The organism is Thermococcus sp. (assembly GCF_027066465.1).
GTDB lineage: Archaea > Methanobacteriota_B > Thermococci > Thermococcales > Thermococcaceae > Thermococcus.
In genome coordinates, this window is the sequence record NZ_JAMONU010000019.1 from 1 (window position 1) to 4,028 (window position 4,028).

5 protein-coding genes are annotated in these 4,028 nt (G+C 55.3%); 4 read left to right on the forward strand and 1 reads right to left on the reverse strand.

Annotated features, from left to right (window positions below):
* A partial coding sequence (locus tag MVK46_RS00860; protein WP_297534537.1) for a DUF2202 domain-containing protein occupies positions 1-522 on the reverse strand: 522 nt, incomplete at its 3' end.
* Between the two features lie 170 nt (positions 523-692).
* Here MVK46_RS00860 and MVK46_RS00865 point away from each other — a divergent pair.
* The 4 genes from MVK46_RS00865 to hisD all read left to right on the forward strand — a co-directional run bounded on the left by MVK46_RS00865 (position 693) and on the right by hisD (position 3,942).
* Entirely contained in the window at positions 693-1,151 is a 459-nt protein-coding gene (locus tag MVK46_RS00865) for a dual specificity protein phosphatase family protein (RefSeq protein WP_297534539.1), read from the forward strand.
* A 178-nt stretch (positions 1,152-1,329) separates the two neighbouring features.
* On the forward strand, positions 1,330-2,211 hold the full coding sequence (locus MVK46_RS00870) for an ATP phosphoribosyltransferase regulatory subunit (protein ID WP_297534542.1): 882 nt from the start codon (positions 1,330-1,332) through the stop codon (positions 2,209-2,211).
* Complete coding sequence (hisG, locus tag MVK46_RS00875) at positions 2,208-2,825, forward strand: ATP phosphoribosyltransferase (RefSeq protein ID WP_297534545.1); 618 nt, start codon at positions 2,208-2,210, stop codon at positions 2,823-2,825. Before MVK46_RS00870 ends, hisG begins: the two co-directional genes overlap by 4 nt.
* Positions 2,815-3,942: a histidinol dehydrogenase gene (hisD, locus tag MVK46_RS00880; RefSeq protein ID WP_297534548.1), complete on the forward strand. Its 1,128-nt coding sequence runs from the start codon at positions 2,815-2,817 to the stop codon at positions 3,940-3,942. Before hisG ends, hisD begins: the two co-directional genes overlap by 11 nt.
* Positions 3,943-4,028 lie beyond the last annotated feature (86 nt).

Consider the following 4,028-nt stretch of genomic DNA (forward strand, 5'->3'; position numbering starts at 1 on the left):
ATCCACAACGCTCTTGCTCCCCATTTCAATGAGCTGGTTGTAGAGCGCCTGCAGGTCCGGGTTGGTGAACACTCCAACCGGTTCGTTGGCGGTTGGGTCCGTGATGTTGTACTTCTCGAGAAGCAGCCTGACGGCGTTTACGTGTGTGCTTTCGCTCTCCGCAATGTTCTTGAATATCTGGAGTCCCCACTTCTCGTACAGCTTGGTGTAGACATCATGGGCGAGCTTCTCCTCCTCAACCATGTAGAGGAGTCCCTCTTTCTCGGCCTCGGTCAGCTGACCTGCTGGAATCGAGTCTATGTAGGCCTTCAGGTCGGCCGTGTTTACGGTTCCGTTCTGGTTCACAGCCACGGGAATCTCACCGGCGTTCCCCTTTCCCTGGGTTCCCTGAGCGCCCGCCTGGGCGGTTGTCTGGGGCGCCGCCGTTGAAGTCCCAGTCGTCGTTGTGGTACCTATACATCCCGCCCCCAGAACGCTCAAAACGAGCGCCCCTATCAGGAGCAGGGTCAACACCTTCCTCATGGTTTATTCACCTCTCCATATGTAATCTATATCTTACATATATGGCACTCCTTATAAACCTTTTGGTTTCGCCATCTGGATAAATTATGTTCGATTTTCGATTTAAGACTATCTTTGTTTGGAATTGAATTCATCAAAAATAACTTAAAGGATTGGGAATAATCTAAACCATGCCGCCAATCCAAGTTGAGAAAAACCTCGCGATTTCTCCAATCCCAAGAAGGGAGGACATAGGCTCTTTGAGGGAATTCTTTGATTCACTCCTTCTCCTTGTGATGGACTTCGAAGTTCCGTACCCCCTTGAGGAACTTACGGACGGCTTTAACGTCCTCCACGTTCCAATCCCGGATTTTTCTGCACCGTCCCTGGAGGAGCTAATCGCGATTTTGAGATGGATTGACGGGGAGGTTCAAAGTGGTCGGAGGGTTCTCGTTGTCTGCGCCGGTGGCTGTGGAAGAAGCGGCACTATTGCGGTCGCATGGCTGATGTTTTCCAGGGGATTAACGCTCAGGGAAGCCCTCGCACGCGTCCGAAGAAAGAGGCACTGTGCCGTTGAAACCGCCGAACAGTTAATCCTTCTAAAAAGCCTCGAAATTTACTTGAAAAAGACCAAAAAGCACCGTGAATAACCGGAGAGATTGTCCCTTTGACAGAAATTTTTCCGACAAGTTTATTAATATCTTCGAAGGCCAACCTCTAGGTGTTGTCATGGCCTTCATTTACGCCCCAACCCCCTCCCCTTCACCCTTTTCTCTGAGGGTTAGCCTTCATCATCCCTTCTGATGAGGCTCAAAGGAGGTGTTTTTCGTGGGAAAACTTGTTTTAGCTGACTCTATCCAGCTGTCCAAAGTTGGAAAGGCTTTAAGACGAACCTTCGAGCTCTGGGGCTACGGCGAGGTCGTCCTTCCAACAATAGAGCCATACGAGGAAACCCTGAGGGGCGGAACGAAGTTCGCCTACAACAACCAATTTTACCTGATAAAGCCCGACGTGACGAGCAGACTGCTCAGGAACTACGACATCGACTTCGGCAAGCTCTACTACATCGGCGAAGTCCTCGACGGCGGAGTTGATGGAAGGTGGCAGGCCGGAGTTGAGTTCATCGGCGGTGAAACAACCTTCATGACGGCCGAGGTTCTGAGCGTCCTCATGACAGCATTGGAAAGCCTTGGCATAGAGGAGTTCTACATCGACCTCGGGAGCCTCGAAGTCTGGAGAAGGGCAACGGAGGGAATCGAGGATTTCCGGGAAACAATCTGCAGGGCCCTCGAAAGGAGGAACTTCGGGCTCATAGAGAAGCTCCCGCTCGATGAGGAGAAAAAGGAAGAGATGTGGCGCCTCTTCAACTTCCGCGGGAGGGAAACCGACTACGGCAAGCTCGCCAGAATTCTCGAGCTGGTTGATGACGAGAGGATTTTCGTGGACCTCGGCACGGTCAGACCGCTTCCCTACTACCGCGACGTAATCTTCGAGGTCTATTCGCCAAAGCTTGGAAAGCCGATAGGCGGTGGAGGGGAGTACTCCTTCCGGGGCAGACCCGCGGTCGGCTTCGCCCTCGACCTCAGGGCCCTCCTCGGACTTGCAAAGGTAAGGGAGAAGGGAAGCAGGAGGTTCCTCAGGGGCATAGGCTCGTTCAGAGAAGCGAGGAAGCTCGTCTCGATGGGCGTTCCCGTGGAGGTGGAAAGATGAGGTTCGTTCTGCCGAAGGGAAGGCTTCTCAGGGGTTCGCTGGAAATCCTCAGGAAGGCCGGCTATAACATCGACAAACCGGGCGAGAGGAAGCTAATCGGGAGGTTCAACGGCAACGAGGTTCTCCTCGCGAGGGCCTTCGACGTTCCCGTTTATGTCGAGCACGGCGTTGACGTAGGCATAGCGGGAAGCGACGTCCTGGAAGAGAGGGGAAGCGACGTTTTCGTCCCGCTGGAACTTCCCTTCGGAAAGTGCAGGCTCAGTTTAGCGATGCCGGCTGAGAGCGTCGTCCCACTGGAGGACATGGACGGCTACCGGATAGCGACCAAATACGAGCGGATAGCGAGGAGCTACTTCTCAAAGCTGGGCGTTGAGGTCGAAATCATAAAGCTCAGCGGGAGCGTCGAGCTGGCTCCCAAAGTCGGCGTGGCGGACGCGATAGTGGACATAGTCGAGACCGGCGAAACGCTAAGGGCGAACGGCCTCGTCGAGGTCGAGAAAATCATGGACGTTTCGGCCCAACTGCTCGTCAACAGGATTTCCCAGAAGACTAAGTTCGATGAAATCAACACCCTGATTCTCGCGATAAAGGAGGTGGTTGGAGATGGAACTTGAGGAGTACGTTGCGGGCATTTTGAGGGACATACGCGAAAGGGGAATCGAAGCGGTCAGGGAGTACTCGCGGAAGTTCGACAGCTACGACGGTCCATTCCGCGTGACGGATGAGGAGTTCGAGGAGGCCGAAAGGCTCGTTCCCGAAAGGGACAGGAAAATAATCGAGCGGACGATAGAGCGACTCCGGGACTACCACGAGAGGCAGAAACCGGGGGACGAGCTCTTCGTCAAGAACGGCTCGCTCTACGGCCTTATCTACCGCCCGATACGGAGGATAGGAATCTACGTCCCCGGCGGGAAACCGCTTCCCTCGACCCTCATGATGGTCGGCGTTCCCGCGAGGATAGCGGGCGTCAAGGAGATAGCGGTCACGATTCCGCCGAAGGACGGCAGGGTGAACCCCTACGTGCTCTACGTCGCGAAACTGCTCGGCATAGACGAGGTCTATAAGCTGGGCGGGATTCAGGCGATAGGGGCGATGGCGTACGGCGTTGGAATGAAGAAGGTGGACAAAATCTTCGGGCCGGGAAACAGGTTCGTCAACGAGGCCAAGAGGCAGGTGTTCGGCGTCGTGGGAATAGACAGTTTGGCAGGGCCGTCGGAGATAGCGGTCATAGCCGATGGAACGGCCGAGAAGGACTACGTCTTAGCTGACCTCCTCAGCCAGCTGGAGCACGGGAAGGACAGCAAGGCATGGCTTCTGACGACCTCGGAGGAGCTCGCCGACTACTGCTCCCGCGACGGGGTTGAGATTATCCTCTGCGAAAGCCTCGCGGAGTGCGCCGAAAGGGCGAACGAGATAGCGCCGGAGCACCTTGAGATAATAACCGAGAACCCGCTCAGCCTGGTTGACCTCATCGAGAACGCCGGCGCTATCTACCTCGGCCCATACACGCCCGTTCCCTCGGCAGACTACTTCCTCGGCGTCAACCACGTCCTTCCCACGGGAGGAACGGCAAAGTTCAGCGGGGTTCTAACGGTGCGGGATTTCCTCAAGCCGATAACCCTTGCCTGGGTGAGCAGGGAGGAGTTTCTGAGCGAGAGGGAGCTGGGGATTCGCCTGGCCGAGATAGAGGAGATGGAACTCCACAGGAGGAGCATGGAGGTGAGGAGATGAGGAGAACAACGAGGGAAACCGACGTAACTGTGGAGCTTAACTCGACAGGGAAAATAGAGACGGGCGATAAAGTCCTCGACCACATG

Bases quoted from the DNA above. Each gene is read 5' to 3' on its own strand.
- MVK46_RS00865 (WP_297534539.1), top strand. From the start codon at position 693: ATGCCGCCAATCCAAGTTGAGAAAAACCTCGCGATTTCTCCAATCCCA.
- hisG (WP_297534545.1), top strand. From the start codon at position 2,208: ATGAGGTTCGTTCTGCCGAAGGGAAGGCTTCTCAGGGGTTCGCTGGAA.
- hisD (WP_297534548.1), top strand. From the start codon at position 2,815: ATGGAACTTGAGGAGTACGTTGCGGGCATTTTGAGGGACATACGCGAA.